Origin of the sequence: Sulfitobacter sp. CW3, assembly GCF_019392245.1 — a bacterium.
Classification (GTDB): domain Bacteria; phylum Pseudomonadota; class Alphaproteobacteria; order Rhodobacterales; family Rhodobacteraceae; genus Sulfitobacter.
Genome location: NZ_JAHXRL010000008.1, coordinates 60,006 through 75,556 on the forward strand (window position 1 = coordinate 60,006; position 15,551 = coordinate 75,556).

General features: G+C 54.7%; 14 protein-coding genes, 1 tRNA gene and 2 pseudogenes. 9 read left to right on the forward strand and 8 right to left on the reverse strand.

Going from position 1 to position 15,551, the window contains the following annotated elements; translation table 11 throughout:
- Positions 1 to 53 precede the first annotated feature (53 nt).
- Together KZZ06_RS16325 and KZZ06_RS16330 are read right to left on the reverse strand one after the other, a co-directional pair.
- Positions 54 to 485, reverse strand: coding sequence for a DUF2267 domain-containing protein (locus tag KZZ06_RS16325; protein WP_219581183.1), 432 nt, complete (start codon positions 483 to 485; stop codon positions 54 to 56).
- Positions 486 to 505: 20 nt separating this feature from the next.
- On the reverse strand, positions 506 to 1,687 hold the full coding sequence (locus KZZ06_RS16330; protein ID WP_219581184.1) for a hypothetical protein: 1,182 nt from the start codon (positions 1,685 to 1,687) through the stop codon (positions 506 to 508).
- 144 nt (positions 1,688 to 1,831) lie between these two features.
- On the opposite strand from KZZ06_RS16330, the gene KZZ06_RS16335 reads away from it, so the two are divergent.
- Entirely contained in the window at positions 1,832 to 2,671 is an 840-nt protein-coding gene (locus KZZ06_RS16335) for a universal stress protein (RefSeq protein ID WP_219581185.1), read from the forward strand.
- Between the two features lie 75 nt (positions 2,672 to 2,746).
- Positions 2,747 to 3,184 (forward strand): hypothetical protein, encoded by a 438-nt coding sequence (locus KZZ06_RS16340; protein ID WP_257884432.1) that lies wholly within the window; start codon positions 2,747 to 2,749, stop codon positions 3,182 to 3,184.
- 381 nt (positions 3,185 to 3,565) lie between these two features.
- On the opposite strand, the gene trxC is transcribed toward KZZ06_RS16340, so the two are convergent.
- Complete coding sequence (gene trxC / locus KZZ06_RS16345) at positions 3,566 to 4,000, reverse strand: thioredoxin TrxC (protein ID WP_219581187.1); 435 nt, start codon at positions 3,998 to 4,000, stop codon at positions 3,566 to 3,568.
- A gap of 325 nt (positions 4,001 to 4,325) precedes the next feature.
- Here trxC and KZZ06_RS16350 point away from each other — a divergent pair, with 325 nt between their 5' ends.
- The 6 genes from KZZ06_RS16350 (at position 4,326) to KZZ06_RS16375 (ending at position 11,989) form a co-directional block, all read left to right on the forward strand.
- On the forward strand, positions 4,326 to 6,788 hold the full coding sequence (locus KZZ06_RS16350) for a Lon protease family protein (protein WP_219581188.1): 2,463 nt from the start codon (positions 4,326 to 4,328) through the stop codon (positions 6,786 to 6,788).
- Entirely contained in the window at positions 6,785 to 7,579 is a 795-nt protein-coding gene (locus KZZ06_RS16355; RefSeq protein ID WP_219581189.1) for a hypothetical protein, read from the forward strand. Before KZZ06_RS16350 ends, KZZ06_RS16355 begins: the two co-directional genes overlap by 4 nt.
- Positions 7,569 to 8,819, forward strand: a complete 1,251-nt coding sequence (locus KZZ06_RS16360; RefSeq protein ID WP_219581190.1) for an APC family permease — start codon at positions 7,569 to 7,571, stop codon at positions 8,817 to 8,819. Before KZZ06_RS16355 ends, KZZ06_RS16360 begins: the two co-directional genes overlap by 11 nt.
- Positions 8,820 to 8,921: 102 nt before the next feature.
- Positions 8,922 to 9,788 (forward strand): helix-hairpin-helix domain-containing protein, encoded by an 867-nt coding sequence (locus KZZ06_RS16365; RefSeq protein WP_219581191.1) that lies wholly within the window; start codon positions 8,922 to 8,924, stop codon positions 9,786 to 9,788.
- Positions 9,789 to 9,804: 16 nt separating this feature from the next.
- A complete protein-coding gene (locus tag KZZ06_RS16370) occupies positions 9,805 to 10,515 on the forward strand; it encodes a L,D-transpeptidase family protein (protein ID WP_219581192.1) in 711 nt (236 codons plus the stop codon).
- A 76-nt stretch (positions 10,516 to 10,591) separates the two neighbouring features.
- A complete protein-coding gene (locus tag KZZ06_RS16375; protein ID WP_219581193.1) occupies positions 10,592 to 11,989 on the forward strand; it encodes an MBL fold metallo-hydrolase RNA specificity domain-containing protein in 1,398 nt (465 codons plus the stop codon).
- A gap of 294 nt (positions 11,990 to 12,283) precedes the next feature.
- On the opposite strand, the pseudogene KZZ06_RS16380 reads toward KZZ06_RS16375, so the two are convergent.
- From KZZ06_RS16380 to KZZ06_RS16390, 3 genes and pseudogenes are all read right to left on the reverse strand, one after another.
- Positions 12,284 to 12,484: pseudogene (locus tag KZZ06_RS16380) on the reverse strand (ATP-binding protein); the annotation flags it as partial.
- A 22-nt stretch (positions 12,485 to 12,506) separates the two neighbouring features.
- Positions 12,507 to 12,716, reverse strand: a pseudogene (locus tag KZZ06_RS16385) (IS3 family transposase); the annotation flags it as partial.
- 75 nt (positions 12,717 to 12,791) lie between these two features.
- Positions 12,792 to 13,921 (reverse strand): IS3 family transposase gene (locus tag KZZ06_RS16390; RefSeq protein ID WP_219581194.1). Its coding sequence is split into 2 segments (ribosomal slippage): positions 12,792 to 13,648 and positions 13,648 to 13,921, totalling 1,131 coding nucleotides; the frame shifts between segments, so codons are not numbered across the junction.
- A 99-nt stretch (positions 13,922 to 14,020) separates the two neighbouring features.
- Between KZZ06_RS16390 and KZZ06_RS16395 the strand changes: the two genes are divergently transcribed.
- Complete coding sequence (locus KZZ06_RS16395; RefSeq protein ID WP_219581195.1) at positions 14,021 to 14,161, forward strand: hypothetical protein; 141 nt, start codon at positions 14,021 to 14,023, stop codon at positions 14,159 to 14,161.
- A 3-nt stretch (positions 14,162 to 14,164) separates the two neighbouring features.
- On the opposite strand, the gene KZZ06_RS16400 is transcribed toward KZZ06_RS16395, so the two are convergent.
- Positions 14,165 to 14,241 (reverse strand) — tRNA-Met (locus KZZ06_RS16400).
- Positions 14,242 to 14,439: 198 nt separating this feature from the next.
- A complete protein-coding gene (locus KZZ06_RS16405) occupies positions 14,440 to 15,543 on the reverse strand; it encodes a mandelate racemase/muconate lactonizing enzyme family protein (RefSeq protein WP_219581196.1) in 1,104 nt (367 codons plus the stop codon).
- Between the last annotated feature and the right edge of the window lie 8 nt (positions 15,544 to 15,551).

Below are 15,551 nucleotides of genomic sequence, written 5' to 3' on the forward strand. Positions count from 1 at the left end.
CAAAAACAATCAAACGCCACGATGATATCAAGCTAGTGGCGTTTTCTTTGGCCTTATGGTTGGGGCCAGAGGTCGCGGATCTTTTCTGACAGGGTGGCGCGAACATCTTCAACTTCACCAATGCTAAGACGGTTGTTCAACACATCGAAAACGCATTTGATATCCTCGCGCCCCCGGAATTCGGCTGTTTCGCTCATCTCGGCTGCGATGAAGGCCACGAATTCTTCGGCACTGCGTTCTTTGACCGGGGTTTTCTTTGGCACCCACCCTTCAAAAAAGAACCCCCGTATCAGCACAGGTAATTGCGCAGAAAACTGTGCCAGTTCGTCAACCACCAGATGATCCCGCAAGTGGTGCAGTGTCACTCGCAAAAGGCGCAGTACGCTGCGTTTTGAAGACCAATCAAGTCGATCTGCCAATTCATTGATCCATTCGTGAGTCACATGAACGCTGTTGTCGATTACTTCCAAACCTTGGGCCGTCATTTATCTTCTCCTAATTTGGGTCAGTTGCTGAGTGGTTTCTGATCGGCATCCAATGCAGCGCCGGAATTGCCGAGCAGTGAATGCAAAACCGGGCGCGCCATTGCCCCGATGCCAAGTAAAACCAACGTGAAATTTGCCGCCCAGCCGATGAAGGGAATAAAATTCAGCAGGCCAACAAAGAGCAGCGCAGCCGCGAAAACCAGCAAGCGCGTAATATTATTGGGGTCGGTTGCACCGCCGAAACCCATCAAAAGCCGCATTGTGATGCTATAGGCACCCAACGCATAGCCCAACGTCCAGACGACGATGATCGCCAGCAGTACGACAGGAACAAAGGGAATGCCCACGATGGTCATGGCAGTGATCGGCACCATGCCGAACAACACCGACAAACCAAGCACGCCCAGTAGAAAGATTTTGCCAGGGGCCTCTGTCACACTGCGGCGCATTTTCGACAAGCGGTTGGGCATAAATCCCAACATCAAGGCACCAAGCACCAGGAAGAAAAGGATCGAGATCACGAAGGCAAAAATAACGGACATGAATGTTGGGAAAGCGGGCATGTCTTTGCCCATATCCTGCCATTCCTCCCAGACATGGCCGTTTGAAATTTTCTCATATGACACGCGTTCAGCAGCGGCGACCCGATCGGGAATAGTGATCTTTTCCTTGGTGCTATACGTCAACGTGCCAGAGATGACTGCATCGGGTCCAAACGACAGCGTTTGCGCCAGAATACGTGCATCGCCATTGATCGCAGCATTCAAGATGACGTCACTCCCTATCACGGACAACGCACCCTCAACCGGTCCTTCAATCGTAACCGTGTTGCCCAGAAGGCGGGCGTTCCCTTGTGTCAAAGAGCCGGTCTCGGTTCGTAAGGAAAACCCCGCGGCAGTCAGATCCTGCGCGACGGTGCTGCGGATCACCACGGCACCACCCAAAGCATAAAGATCCGCGAACACATCCGTGCCGACCGAAACATCAAACCCTGCAACATGCAGGTCACCCTGCGAGGCCCCGTTCACCTTGACCGCGCGTGCCGCCATAAAGGTGTCACCCGCTGTATCCACCGCTTGACTAAGCTGTGATCCGGCAAAAAATGTATCCTTACCGTTTCTGATAGAAACTGTATCTGCCAAACAGGCCGTAGAAAGCCCGAGCGCAGTAATCGCCGCCAATACGTTTGTGAAAGTGAACATGAAAAAGTTCCTTCAAAGGGTTCTGATTACCCCATTGGATAATTGAAAACCCGAAAACCCGATTGACTGGGATCAATTCAATCTTTCGAAGCTCCGCTAAAGTTTATTCGAGGATAGAATTTTCAAACAAAAAGGAGTGAACGCATGGGACTGAAGACAATATTGGTCTGTCTAACCACCCTGGAGAATACCGAAACACTGTTGAAGGTAGCAGTCCCTTTGGCGCGCAAACACAATGCACATCTGATCGGATTACACACGGTCGAAGCGTTGTTGGTTTATCCAGGCATCGCCATGCATATCCCCGAACCGGCATTTGCCACGTTTAACGCGAGTCAGAAAAAAGTATCCGAAGCGATAAAAAAGGTCTTTGCCAAATACACGACGCCAGAAGATTTCGTGAGCGAGTTCCGGTTGGTCCGGGCCGAATCCTCATCTGCCGGCGAACGGATGATTGAATGCGCCCGTGCGGCTGATCTGGTGATCATGGCGCATGAAGACAAGGAAAACGATCGGTATGACCAGCGGCATGTCCAGACTGAGGTGATCCGCGAAAGCGGTCGGCCCGTTGTGATCGTTCCGTTGAATTACGATGGCCCCGAGATCGGGAAAAACCTCCTGCTGGGCTGGAGCGACACGAGAGAAGCGACCCGCGCCGCCCATGATTTGCTGGGGCTGGCTGATTCCGGTGCAAACCTGACAGTCTTGCGCGTTGGTAAGGCCCGCCAAGACCCTTTGAAGGACGGGGACGCCATTGATGTCGTCGAAATGTTTGCACGTCATGGTCTGAAATCCACGCTGGAGTATCGTGAACAATCGGGTAGCAGCGTTGCCGATATCCTGAACAAGGCGGCTTTTGAGAATGGGGCAGACCTTATTGTGACCGGTGCTTTTGGCCACTCTCGGACCTATGATTTTGTCATTGGTGCAACCACCTATGCGCTGCTGCGTGATCAAAAAGTGCCGATCATGTTCAGCAAATAGCCGCAGCGAAAAGATTATCGGGCCATCTTGTTAGATGGTCCGATGCCCTCCGTGTAGCTGGCCGCTTACACAATCCTGCTTGTCCTTATTATCGCAATGGCAGCCCTGACGTGGATCGTACCCGCCGGGGAGTATGAACGCGCACCCAATAGCGCAATTGGCAAGGACGTTCCCGTTCCGGGCACCTATGCAGCCGTCGATCCCGCCCCGCAGGGCCCGTTCGACATCCTGATGGCCCCGATCTGTGGTTTTTACGATCCGTCATCCTATACGGCCAATGCCATTGACGTGTCGCTGTTTGTTCTCGTGGTTGGTGGTTTTCTGGACGTTGTCACCGCTACAGGTGCGATCAATACCGGCGTGGCCCAAGCGATGCGGCGGCTAAAGGGTCGTGAAAAATTGATGATCCCGATCATGATGGCGCTTTTTGCTGCCGGGGGGACAACTTATGGCATGGCCGAGGAAACGCTGGCGTTCTACGACCAGCACGATCCGGATCTTCTCTTCGGATGAGTAATGCTTGCGCGTGGCCCGTTTGACATCTTTGACGATCTTCTCGCCAGGACTTTTGCGTGTTCCGGTTGTGTGTCTCATCTTCCACTCCTCAGTGGTTACGATGAGCCCAGAACACTCTCTTATCAAATAGCGCTATTTGGCCCCATAGGCGCTGACGTCAGACAGTCCTTAGGCTGCGGATTTTCCGGCATATCGGGATGCCGTTTGGGATCAACTGGCATGGGGGCTTCTTTTGGCGGATCGTCTGGTGCTGAATGAACCATGGCTCGTCTTTTGCTTGGCGTCACGCCTGAGTACCGCATGTACAAAGAATTGAATTGATCGTCGTCAATGGATGCAGCCTTTGACGCCGGAAAAATGCAACCGTCAAAGATCGACCTAGAGATGCTGGCGCACAAATCCTTCGATGTCAGCGGCAGGGCGTGCGCCTGACAGTCGTGCGACTTCCTTGCCCTTGGCATACAGGATCAAAAGCGGAATACCCCTGATTTGCAGCCGCTGCGAGATTGCCGGAAATTGTTCGGTGTCGATCTTGGCAAAGCGGGTTTTGAACCGCAGCGCCTTTGCCGCTTTGGCAAATTCGGGTGCCATTGTCCTGCACGGCCCGCACCACGGTGCCCAATAATCGATAATCAGGGGCAGATCATCGGTCTGCGTTGCCTTGTCATGTTGCTTGATACCGATCTCGGCGACATCGCCGCTTGCCAGCAACGCACCACATTTCGCGCATTTTGGGCCAGCCTCAAGCTTTGCTTTGGGAAAGCGGTTGGCCTGCCCACAGGACAGGCAATACAGTTTCAGTGCGTCTTCCATCTTCGCGCTTCCTTTTCATCATCTAGCAGAGTGCCCAAGCCGTGCGGGCATTGCTATCACAATCAACACCAGAGCCCAGACTCGAACCTCCGCGTCCTCCGGCGCATTTTTCCACGTCGATTCACAACATAATTGATACGCATCAATCAGCGACGGTTCCAAAGCTGCGAAAACAAAAGGGCAAGAGCGACAGGAGCACCGCCATGATACATTTCCCTCCCATGATCCTGCTCTTACTGCTGCCTTTGGCCTTGGGGGGCGCGGTTTCACAATCCGCCCGCTGCGCTGCCCCTCTTCGCCGCGCATCGGCTTAGGGGTATTTGACGTGGCCGCGAAAACACCTAAAAAATCGGCCATCCCAAGTGGCCTGCCCTACGACCGATTGCGCGTGGAGTGCGATCCTAAAACGCTTGGGTTTACCACCACTGCGTCGTTGAAACCGGCGCGCGGGCTTGTTGGCCAAAAACGTGCGATCGACGCCATCAAGCTGTCGGCGGGCATAGACCACAAAGATTTCAATCTATACGTTCTGGGCCTCGAAGGCACAGGGCGGCACACGGCAGTTGCACAATTGCTATCCAAAGCGGCAGCCGCGCGCCCGCTCCCTTGCGACTGGGTATATGTCAACAACTTTGGCGCGCCGCACAAACCCCATGCGATGAAGCTGACCCCCGGAACATCGGCAACCTTGAAACTGGCGATGCAACGTCTTGTCGATGATTTGGCCAACGACATACCTGCATTGTTTGACTCCGAAGAATACCAAACCCAACGCCGCGTGATCGAAGAAGAGCTGGGCCAAAAGCACGAAGAACCCATTGCTGAATTTTCCGAACGTGCACATGCGCAAAACGTTGCATTACTCAGAACCCCGATGGGTTTCATGTTGTCGGCCTTGGTGGATGGCAAACCGATCAAACCAGAGGTCTACGAGGCATTGCCGCCAGACCAGCGCCAAGAGGTCGATGCCAAAATCGATGACCTGCAAGAGCAGTTGACAGAAATCCTGAAGCAAGCTCCGCAGCTGGAAAAGGAACATCGGGAGAAAATCGAAGACCTGCATGCCACAATGGCCGAGCAGGCCGTTTCAATGAGAATTGAGGAAGTCGAAGCACAGTTTTCCGAGGCCGAAAACGTTCTTGCCTATCTGGAGACCGTGCGCGTCGATATGATTTCCAACGCAGAGCTGTTTTTGATGTCTGCGACTGACGCAAATGATGGTCCGTTTCCCGATGTGATCCGCAAATACCATCAGGACCCGCATTTTGACAGATATGCCGTCAATATCATGGTTTCACACGACGCGGGCCCGCCCGCCGCGCCGATTGTGACCGAAGATATGCCTTCGCTTGGGCATCTGACCGGACACATCGAACATATTTCGGAAATGGGCACACTTTCGACCAACTTTACGCTGATCAAACCTGGTGCGCTGCACCGTGCGAATGGCGGATATCTGGTTATGGATGCCACCCGGATTCTCTCTGAACCCTATGCATGGGATACGCTCAAGCGCTGCCTGCAAAGCCAGTCCATATCAATAATATCGCTTGCGGAACGCATGAGCCTGTCCTCGACCGTGACGCTAGAGCCCGACCCCATTCCACTAGATATCCGGATTATCTTGGTGGGTGACAGGCGGCTTCATATGTTGTTGCAGAAACTGGACCCCGAATTTGGCAAACTATTCAAATTGCAGGCTGATTTCGAAGACGAACTGCCACGCACTGCCAAAAACACCCGTGCGCTGGCAAGGATTGTGGCGGGCTATGCGATCACGGAAAATCTAAAGCCACTAACCGCCGCTGCCGTGGCCGCCTTGCTTGATCAAGCTGTCCGTTTTGCAGGCGACAGTACAAAACTTACTCTCGAGTTGGCCAAGTTGACTGATGTCATGCGCGAGGCAGATTATTACGCCGCAGGCCACAAACGCGACCTGATTTCCGAGGATGACATCGAACAGGCGATCCAACAGTCCATCCGACGCGGGTCGCGCATCAAGGGACTTATGCAAGAGGCTGTTGCGCGCAAAACCATCCTGATTGACACAAAAGGCGAGACGATAGGCCAGATAAACGGGCTGGCTGTTGCGGGTGTCGGCAATGATTATTTCGGACGTCCATCGCGGATTACAGCCCGCGTGCGCATGGGGACTGGCGAACTGGTCGATATCGAACGCGAGGTCGAACTCGGCGGGCCGCTGCATTCAAAGGGCGTGCTTATTCTGGGCAGCTATCTTGCCTCGCATTACGCATTGGATGTCCCGATGTCATTACACGCAAGTTTGGTGTTCGAACAAAGCTATGGCGGTATCGAAGGGGACAGCGCGTCGTCAGCCGAGCTTTATACCCTGCTATCGGCATTGGCCGGCATGCCAATTCGCCAAGGCATCGCGGTCACCGGCTCTGTGAACCAGAACGGCGAAGTTCAGGCCATCGGGGGTGTGAACGAAAAGATCGAAGGATTCTTTGACACCTGCATGGCGCAAGGGCTTACGGGCGATCAGGGCGTTCTTATTCCCGCGTCAAACATTGACCATCTTATGTTGCGCCGGGACGTCGTCGAGGCCGTCAAAGCGGGGGATTTCCGCGTCATTCCGGTTAAAACGATAAACCAGGGCATTGAGGTGCTGACAGGGGTGTCTGCGGGGCGTCGCGTCCGCGGCGGACAGTTTCCGGCAAACAGCATCAACGGCAAAGTCGAAGCCCAGCTGCGCGATTATGCCCAAACCCTTCGTAAATTCAGTGCACCAATCAGCGAGGGCCCTGACAAAGGCCCTAAGCAATGAACAGCAGCCATGCCCCCGGCCTGCGCATTCTTGTCGGTGCCGGTTCTTTTGCTGATGCCGCAGCGGGTTTCCGTATAATCGAGCAATTGCCAAGCGGTTTTTGTGCGGGGCTCGGGGGGATTTTGGTCGAAGAGGCGGCTTTGCTTGCAACCTCTGAAATCCCTGACCGTCGCGTCATTCTATCGAGCGGCAAAACAACATCAGCGCCCAGTCAATCGCAACTTCGTATGCTCTGGAAGGCCGATGCGCGGGCCTTTCGGAAACTTCTGGCGCATGTGTCTGGCCCCTACGACACCCAGTGGGTTTTCATGCAAGACAAAGGTGAACTTGTCAGAACCGCGCTACGCGCCGCTTTAGATTGGGATGTACTGGTTCTGGGCTACCGGCAAATTCACAGGGTACCGGGCAAAGTTATTCATCTTCAACTGTCCGGCCCCGCTGGCGATCAAGAAGACGCATCCAGCCGTTTTTCCCACCTGCTGGCCACCGAACCTGTTATATTTTCGATCAACGAAACTCTTGATGAACCCCTTGGGGGCCAAGCCTCGAAATCCTTCCATTTCAAGTCGCTTGACGACGCGCTTGCCGCCCTTGCGCGAACAAATGCACAAGCCGTGTTGGTGGATTTCGGGCGCGGCCCCATTCAGGGGCAGGATGATCTGTTGCGCATTCTTGAAGCCGCCCGATGCCCCGTCATTGTGTCTGACGCGTCGCAGCCACCATCGTTGCTAGAACATAGCACGCAAATTCCGCCCCACCCAGCAAATGCAGACCCCCAGAATGCAGGCTAAAGGCGCGCCTTCGCAAAACACTCCGCCAGCGGTGCTTCGGCGCGCGATTACGCTACCGCTTTTGATATTTTACGGACTGGGTGTCACGATCGGTGCCGGTATCTATGTCCTTGTCGGCGCGACGGCAGCGCAGGCAGGGATCTATGCGCCCGCATCATTTCTGGTGGCCGCAGTGGTCATGCTCTTTAGCGCAGGCAGTTTCAGCGAACTCTCAGGGCGCTTTCCCCAAAGCGCCGGAGAAGCCGCCTATGTCGAAGCTGCGTTCAAAACGCCATCACTGACCGTTCTGACAGGTGCCTTGTTGCTTCTTGCGGGAACGGTTTCGGCGGCGGCCATTACGATTGGCTGCGCAGGATATATCGCGACGCTCTTACCGCTGCCGCTGTGGATGATCATCGTGCTGTCGGTTGCCATTTCAGGGGCGGTTGCCGCATGGGGGATTCTTGAATCGGTCAGATTTGCCGCAGTTCTGACGTTGGTTGAAGTCTTGGGTCTCGTTATTGTCGTAACCGCCGGCATCTGGCACCAACCAACCATTATCTTCGCATTACCTTCTGTGTTTCCCGATCCGTCAGATACCGCGGCACTGGGTGCAATCGCACTGACAAGCCTCGTTGCATTCTTTGCCTTCATCGGCTTCGACGGAATGGTAAACATCATTGAAGAAACCGAGAACCCTGCCCGCAATATGCCCCTGGGCATCTTCATCACCCTCATGATTTCGACCTTACTCTACTTTTCGGTTGCCGCAGTCGCTGTCTTGCTCCTCCCTCTAGAAGACCTCAGCACTTCCACAGCGCCGATCAGCCTCTTGTTTGAAAGACTCACAGGGGTGTCGCCTTTGGCCATCACCCTTATCGCTATTGCCGCCACGTTTAACGGCATCGTCATTCAGACCATTCTAAGCTCTCGTATCATTTACGGAATGGCAAAAGTCGGCCGCTTGCCCAAGGGTCTGGCACTGTTGAATACCCGCACTCGCACGCCTTTGATTGCAACGGTGCTTGTGACCGCATCCACCCTGATATTCGCCTTGTTTTTCCCGATCGGCATTCTGGCAGAACGCACCTCCCAGCTGGTGCTTGTGGTGTTCATCCTGATCAACCTGTCGCTGCTGCGGATCAAGTGGCGCAGCGACCCTGCACCCGACGGAATATTCATCGCACCCGTTGTTGTTCCTATTGTCGGTTTGATCACCTGTATCGCCATGCTTGCAGGCCCCTTCATAGCCATCCTTTGAAGCTTTCGGTTGGCCTGCTTTGACAATGATCAAATCGGGGCGGCCCGGCTCACCTATGGTGTCGGGAACATGTTGACAAACCATGCAGATAAGGACGCGCCCATGCCAGAGCTGAAAAACCCTAAGGTCCGGTCGGGTGAGAACCTGTTTATCGCGGAAAAGCTGAGCGAGGTCGCAGATTATCTTGAACGGCAAGGTGCAACGCAATTTCGCGTTGCGGCCTATCGGGACGCTGCCACCTATGTTGCGGCGCTGTCCGAACCGATCCGCCTTGTCTATCGCAACAGCGGCAAGCGCGGACTGGAAGCCTTGCCGACAATCGGCGCGTCCATAGCGGCTGCTATCGCTGAACTTCTGGAAACCGACGCCTTGGGCATTCTGGACCGTCTGCGCGGGTCGGCTGACCCTGAAAAACTGTTTCAGACTGTTCCGATGATTGGCCCGTCTCTGGCACGAGAAATCCATGAAACCCTGCATATCGAAACCCTCGAAGCGCTTGAGGAAGCTGCGATTGACGGCCGGCTTGCACAGGTCAAAGGGATCGGCAAACGTCGCATCGAAAGCATCAGCCATTCGTTGAACGATATGCTGGCGCGGCGCAGGCCATCCCCATTGCACAAGGCAATGCCCGGACCGCCCGTCGCCGATATTCTGGCTGTCGATCAGTTGTATCGTGACGGTGCTGACAGCCTGCCCACGGTCAAACCACGTCGTTTTAACGAGACCGGAGAACGCCGCATCCCCATTTTGCATACCGAACGCGGACCTTGGGAGTTTACCGCGCTTTATTCAAACTCGGCGGCGGCAAATAAATACGGCAGAACCCACGACTGGGTGGTGATCTACTATGAAAAGGAAGGGCAGCCTGACGGGCAGTCGACCGTCGTGACACAACATGACGGGCCCCTTGATGGCCGCCGCATTGTTCGCGGCCAAGAAAGCGCCTGTGCCCGGCATTACGGGCTTTAGGAAAGGACCGAAGTTAATGCTGATGGCCCTTTTCCCCAAAAGTGTGAGGCTCTTGTTTATTTTGTTGGTCATGTTGCTTGGTGATGCGGCAAGCGCCTGGCCCTGGGATTTTCAGGCGCGTCTGGATCGGGCAGGAATTGCATATCAGGTGCCACAGTCGGGCAAGGCGATACTGGTAAACATCCCCGCTTTCGAACTGATTGCCTTTCAAGATGGAAAACCGGTATTGCGCAGCCGCGTCATTGTCGGCGCACCGTGGCACCGGACCCCGCGCCTGCAGACATATGTAACAACGGTAAGGTTTCGCCCGACATGGCGGCCTACCCCCTCGATGATTGCCAGCGGCGAATACCGCGACAGGGTCATACCGCCGGGAATTAACAACCCCCTAGGGCTGGCCGCCGTCCGGTTAGGGGCGGGAATGTTGGTCTATTTGCACGATACCAACCGACGCGAATTGTTCGCAAACGAGAACCGCGCCCTGTCGCATGGCTGCGTTCGCGTGCAACGCTGGGACGATCTGGTGGCTTTTGTGCTGGATATGGACATCGCCCGCGTTCATGAACTTGCAAATGGCCGCCGGACATTTGATGCCCCTGCCCCGCCTATTCCCGTCACCTTGGGGTATTTCACAAAGTTCCCCGACGCGTCGGGGCAGATCATTACCTATCCCGATATCTATCACCTTGTTGCGCCGTCCGCGTTGTCAGGCAAAGCCGGCAATTGACAGGCGTCAAATCGAGAAAGCCACAAGCTGGTAGCATTTATTGATAAGCGTCACTTTCGATTGAGGAACCAACTTTATGAAACTTTCATTCCACGGTGCTGCCCAAGGTGTTACCGGCTCGTGCCACCTGCTTCAGGCGGGTGGATTGCGGATCCTCATTGATTGCGGCATGTTCCAAGGGGCACGCCATGCGGACGAAGAGAACGCAGGCGATTTCGGCTTTGAGCCCTCGGAAATTGATTTCCTGCTTTTGACCCATGCGCATCTTGATCACTGCGGCCGCATTCCGTTGTTGGTCAAGCGCGGATTCGCCGGAACGATCATCACAACAGCCGCGACGCGCGAACTGTCAAAGCTGATCATGATGGATTCAGCCCATATTCAGGAAGAAGACGCCGCGCGCGCCTCGCGTCACAACCGGCGCGGCGGCAAGGACGATATCCGCCCGCTTTATGACCAGATCGATGTGCTGTTCGCGCTGGATTTCTTTGGGCGCAATGTCAGCTACGACGAAGATGTTGCATTGAACGATGCTGTTAAAATCCGTTTTATCAACGCGGGCCATATCTTGGGATCTGCTTCTGTGGTTGTCGAAGCGACCGAAAACGAAGCCACCCGACGCATTGTATTTTCGGGCGATCTGGGCAGCCCGAACCATGCGATCTTGTCGAATTCGACCCCGCCGCCGGAATGTGACTATGTTGTCATGGAAACGACCTATGGCGGCCGGATGCACAAGGATCGTGAAGCCTCGAACGCCGAGCTTAACGAAGTGATTGCAAATACCATCGCCCGAGGCGGCAATGTCGTGATCCCGACCTTTGCGATGGAACGCACACAAGAGCTTCTGTTTCATCTGAAAAACGCGATTGACAGCAAAAACCTTCCCGGATCATTGGCCATCTTTCTGGACAGTCCAATGGCGATTTCTGCAACAGAGATTTTCAAACGTCACGCGAACGGTTTCAGCCCCGAGGTCCGCGATGCCATGTTGTCGGGCAAGAACCCTTTTCATCCGCGGGGCTTGCGTTTTACCCGTCAGGTCGAAGAGTCCAAGGCGATCAACCGCATAAGGGGCGGTGCGGTTATCATGGCCGGGTCGGGCATGTGTACAGGCGGGCGGGTGCGCCAACATTTGAAGCACAACATCTGGCGTCCCGATTGCAGCATTGTTTTTGTTGGCTTTGCTGCCGAAGGAACGCTAGCGCGCCAGATCGTTGACGGGGCAAAACACATCAAAATTTCTGGTGAAGACATTCAGGTCAAAGCCGATATTCACACGATCAACGGGTTTTCTGCCCACGCGGACCAAAGAGAGCTTTTGTATTGGGTGTCTCACACAGGGCGGCCCAAAACTGTTTTCCTTGTTCACGGAGACTTTGACAGGGGCATGTCTGAGATGAAAGCCGAGTTGGAGAAAAAAGGTCTAACCGTCGAATGCCCGACGCTGCATTCTGCCGTCGAACTGGAGTGACGCGCGTTGCTAATTATCCAGCCTTTCGGTCTTTAGATTGCGTCGCATGGACCGCTGGTAAAGCTTGGGCGACACACGCATCAGCAATGAAGCAAGCAGCGTCACACGGCCGACCGGAATGAATTTCTGCCCTTTGCGCGCGCCGCGAAGGATCACTTTAGTCAACGGCGGCGTAATGTCCTGCCGCTGGGGCGGAGCAAAAGTCGGCCAATTGTTGGCGCGCCTTGGGGCGTGATGCCTTCAAGTAGCAAGCACGTTCCAAGGTGCATTGGCCGTTAGGCCAATCTCAGATGTTTAGGTTTTGGCGTGGCGGGATTTGCTCTGATTGAGCCGATAGCTTTCGCCGTTCACCTCAAGGATATTTACGTGGTGCGTCAGCCTATCGAGTAGCGCGCCAGTCAGTCGTTCTGATCCGAAGGCTTCGGTCCATTCCTCGAACGGTAGGTTACTTGTAATTAGGGTGGAACCGCGTTCGTACCGCTGCGAGATCAGTTCGACCTGAGGTGCCCCTAGTTTGCTAGACACCTGCTTTGTTCATTTTCCTTTGTTTGATTTCATAGTGAACTGGCGACAGCATGCCGTTGTTGGTGTGCTTGCGTGTCGGATTGTAGAACATCTCAATATATTCGAACACGTCCTGCCTTGCTGCGTCGCGTGTGAGGTATGTCCGCCGCCTGACCCGTTCTCGTTTCAACAACTGAAAGAAGCTTTCCGCGACAGCATTGTCCGTTGTCCGCCAGCTGAAGTGGTCCCACTATTTAGGACAGTTTTACGGCTTAGCTAAGATGTAATCTGGTTGGTTTCATGCCGCCTTCTGGGATCGTTCTGTGTCAAAGAATGCGTCGTCAGGGGTTCGCTTGTCGAGAGCCGTGTGAGGCCGCTCGGTGTTGTAGAAGTTGATCCAGTCTTTGATCACGCGCTTGGCTTGGAAGCCGTCCTGCAATTCATGCAGATAGACGGCCTCCTGCTTCAGTGACCGCCACAGCCGTTCGATGAAGATGTTATCGAGGTATCGACCCCGCCCATCCATCGAGATTTTGACATCAATCTCGGTCAAGGACGTGATCCAGGCTGCACCCGTGAACTGCGATCCTTGGTCCGTGTTCATAATCTCGGGTTTGCCGTATTTTGCGATGGCCTCGTTTAAGGCATCGACACAGAAGCTGGCGTCCAGCGTGTTCGACAGCCGCCACGCCAGCACCTTGCGCGTTGCCCAATCCATGATTGCTACCAGATACAAGAACCCACGCCGCACAGGGATGTAGGTAATATCACTGCACCAAACATGGTTTGGACGCGTGATCGGCAGCTTCCGTAGTAAATATGGGTAAATAGGATGCTGTGGGTGCTTCTTGCTGGTGTTGGGCCCTTTGTAGATGGCCTGCAGCCCCATGATACCCATCAGATGACGCACACGATGACGACCTGCGTGGAACCCATTTCTCGGTAAGTAGGCCGCAATCTGACGGCTGCCGAAGAACGGGTATTTGGTGAACACTCGGTCAATCTCGTTCATCAGTTTTAGATTCTCAGCGTTCACACCAACTGGCGTGTAATACAGCGACGACCGGCTAATCTTCAGCAACTTGCACTGCTTGGTCAGGCTGAGATCCGTGCGATCCCGATTGACCAGCGCCTTGCGGTCGGACGGGCTCATCGCTTCAGCCCTTGTGACAAAAAATCGTTTTCGACCGCCAGCTTCCCGATCTTCGCGTGAAGCTCTTTGACCTCAGCCTCGTTGTCCTCGGCTCGCCTGACCTTGTCTGAAAACACCCCCGTCAGTCCATCAATTGCCTGTCGTTTCCACGTCGTTACCTGCGTCGGATGGACTTTGTGCTTAGCGGCAATCTCTTGTGCTGTGCGATCTCCACGAAGCGCCTCAAGCGCCACCGTAGCTTTAAATTTGTCAGAAAAACTGCGTCTCTTGGTCATTTGTGTATCCTGTCTTCAAGGTTGGATACATCTTAGCACGCTGTTCAGTTTTGCCGGACCACTTCAGTTTCTGAGACGAAGGCCGAAGCAGCTGAATTGATGCGCAGCCTACTGTCAGAGATCCGGCTCACACCAGAAAGTGGTGAACTGTGCATTGATTTGGTTGGGGAGCTGGCGGGCTTGCTGGGGCTTGGCACAAACAAGAACACCCGCAGCGTTTCAGCTGCGGGTGTTCTGTAAATCTGGTTGCGGGAGTAGGATTTGAACCTACGACCTTCAGGTTATGAGCCTGACGAGCTACCGGACTGCTCCATCCCGCAGGGGTGTGCTACCTTTGTTGAGCGCGGGCCGCAAGGCGGTTTTGTCGGATTCTTTCAAAATTGTTACATTAATTTGCAAAACCGTTTTTTCACCGGCTTTTGCGGCGGCTTGTCGCCGGTTCCCCTCTGATTTTATTGACTAAATCTTAAGGAATTGAAGGAGAGCCTGCAGATTGCACCCATACGATTGACGTTGCGCTATTCCAGCTCGCTGATCTGATAGGCGGACCGGGCGAGCCATTCTGGCGAGATTTCAACTCCCCAACCCGGCGCATCTGTCACACAGGCCTGCCCGTCCTTGATGTCATAGGGGCTTTCGACGAACAGATCATACTGCCACGGATAGTAATCGGGCCCTTCAATCGAAAATTCCAGATACTTGCCCGCATTCGGAATCGCCCGCAGCAGATGCATCGTGAACAACGTGACCAACGACCAGTTCGCGCAATGCGGAGTGACGGGCAATCCGGCAGCGGCGGCCATCTTGGCGACCCGCAATGTGCGGCTGATCCCGCCCAGATACAGGATATCGGGCTGCACAATGTCGACGGCCCGCATATCTATCATGCGTTTCCACGTCGGCAGGTCGCAATCCTGCTCTCCTCCGGTCACGTCGATATCAAGGGCATCGGTAACTTGCTTGGTTTGCTCCAACTCCCAATAGGGGCACGGTTCCTCGAAATGTGTGAAGCCGTTGTCTTGCAGCATATGCCCGACCTCGATCGCGCGGTCGGGGGAATAGCAACTGTTGGCGTCAATCAGCAAATCAACATCATCGCCCAGCGCGCGACGGATTGTCGGGATGATTTCTTCGGTGCGGCCGGGCCATTCGTCCTTGTTGCGGCCGACTTCGGCACCGGCACGTACCTTAAAGGCATCGAACCCTTGGGTGTCCCGCAGATGCTTTAGACGGGCGGCCTCGTCCTTGGGGGTGATATCGCGCTTCATCGACGACGCATAGGCGCGGATCAAGCCCGGCGTGCCGCCCAGCAATTCAGCGACCGATTTGCCCTGCTGTTTACCGCGCAGATCCCAGATTGCCGTGTCCACCCCAGCCATCGCGCGGCGCAGGTACGAGCCGGGGAATTTATGTTCACGCTCGGCCACGATATCCAACAGGTCATCCAGATCGGTCGTGTCCTGACCAAGGACATGCGGTGCGACCTGCCGGTGCAAAACCTGACAGGTGATATCTGAATGATAGGTCGATACCTGCCCCCAGCCTTGCGATCCATCCTCGGCTGTGACGCGCACAAAGCCGACATCGGGGGTGGTGAATGTTTCAATCGATTTCAGCTTCATCTGGTGCC